Genomic DNA, 1802 nt, shown 5'->3' with positions numbered 1-1802 from the left:
CCTGCATGATGCGTCGGGCACGGTGCCGTACCGCAACCAGGCCGGCTTTGCGAGTGCGGAAGAGATCCACCGCGTGTTCGGCGTCGTGCTGCAGTCGCGCTTCGCGGCGGTGATGTCGACCCAGGAATGGGTACACAGCGTGAAGACTGGCGCGGTGCCCGTACGCGACAGCATCTACAAGTCCAACCGGCGGGCGCGTGGTCTGCTGCAGGATGAGGTGACGCAGCGGGCGGTGTGATTGGCCGTTGCACCTTAGAAGCCGCCATTGATCTCGCGCGAGCGCCGCCGGCGGCTTCGGGTCGACCAGCGACATCCGAGGTTCGGCACTGATTGGCCGAACTGAGCCGACTGTCGGCTCGTAAGCCTGCGTGTCGTCCAGTTGAAGCACACCTCAGGCTGACGTGTTGACCACTGGCGACCGCGTCAACTGCAACGTTGCAGTTGATCCTTGCGGAGAGCGCTGTTCGTCGAAAGCCAACAGGTGACGGGTTCGGTTCGTCGGAGCCGAACTAAGCGCGCGATCAGCTCGGTCGAACAAGCCGCTAGATTTCCAGTTTTTTTATTTATCTCATTTCAATCATGGACTTATGAGGATGGAATCACTGATCTAGCCTTCGTTGGCACGCCGCTCGCATAAGTAGCTGCGAGCGCAACAATCGGTGCTCATCCAACCTACCGAATAGGAGATTTATCATGCTGAAGATCCAGAACCTCGCCGTTAGCAAAGAACTCGACCGCGCTGAAATGGGCGCTATCGTGGGCGGCAACTCCGCCTACGGCGGCATCAACACCAACTACAACGGCGGCTTCTCGTTCGCCAGCCCGCAAACCATCGTGAACCCGGTGGTCGCACTCGACGCTTCGACGCATACCGACGTCGATGTGAAGAACATCACGAAGTCGCTCGACGCTGTGGGTAGCATGCTCGGCGGCGTGAAGGTCTAAGCGTCCAGCGTGAAAGGGGGAAGGAATGGTGTTCCTTCTCCTCTCTCTGAGCCACGTCTTTGGCTGCCGCAGAGATGGTTCAGAGAGAGGTCCGCATTCTCCTGGGTGCGGCCTCTCTCCTGAGAAAGCGCGTTGGCCCACTTCGGTGGGCCTTTTTTTGCCCTCGCTGTGAAGACTGTCTACCGCGCCTGTAATCGGATTACCCCGCCGGCATCAGCTCCATTGCGTTGGTTGCGACCATCAGCCTTGTTCCTGGCGTACTTTGTCCGCTTGCCGACAGACGGCTCGCCCTTGGTGGAGGCAATCTTCACGCGTGAAGAACACATAGCCAAACGCGGGAGTAGCTCAGTTGGTAGAGCGCAACCCTTCCAAGGTTGAGGTCGCGAGTTCGAGACTCGCCCCCCGCTCCAGAAGAAATGCCTTGGCATTTCTTTCGCACAGGGACCCACGTCCCGACATTCGCTGCCGCACCATCTCATCGCACAATCGCCGCTCGTCCGCTTCCAGCAGCGCCTTGGCCTGTTGAGCGTAGAACCATTTGAACGCCAGATCACGAACCTGCCTAGGCGTCGCCCCGCCTTTCCTGAAGTGCTCGCGTAGCGTTGACTCGTCCACGCCAAACTCACGCGCTAGGCTCTGACGACCCGCCAGAACAGTCTCAACTCGATTTCCACAAAGTGGGGCAGGGCAACCATGAACGACGACACGATCATCCTACGGATCTACCGCGCGCCTAGCAGGCTGTTGAAAATCGCCTCGTTGTGACAACCGGGGCGCTGTTTAAAGGGATTTCGTATGCAATTCGTCCCAGAGTTGCAGCTTGATCGTTCCGATTGCGCCGCAGGCGAGCGCGCCAG

Annotated in this window: 1 protein-coding gene, 1 tRNA gene and 1 pseudogene; all 3 read left to right on the top strand. The window is 59.2% G+C overall.

Going from position 1 to position 1802, the window contains the following annotated elements; genetic code table 11:
- Positions 1-238, top strand: a pseudogene (locus ABQJ48_RS37660) (cysteine hydrolase); the annotation flags it as partial.
- A gap of 455 nt (positions 239-693) precedes the next feature.
- Complete coding sequence (locus ABQJ48_RS37655) at positions 694-945, top strand: hypothetical protein (protein WP_367842884.1); 252 nt, start codon at positions 694-696, stop codon at positions 943-945.
- Between the two features lie 334 nt (positions 946-1279).
- Positions 1280-1355, top strand: a tRNA-Gly gene (locus ABQJ48_RS37650).
- The last annotated feature ends 447 nt before the right edge of the window (positions 1356-1802 follow it).

Source organism: Paraburkholderia suaedae, assembly GCF_040812055.1.
Taxonomy (GTDB): domain Bacteria; phylum Pseudomonadota; class Gammaproteobacteria; order Burkholderiales; family Burkholderiaceae; genus Paraburkholderia.
The sequence above is the reverse complement of the archived record's forward strand: the minus strand, read 5'-3'. Positions and strand labels throughout refer to the sequence as shown.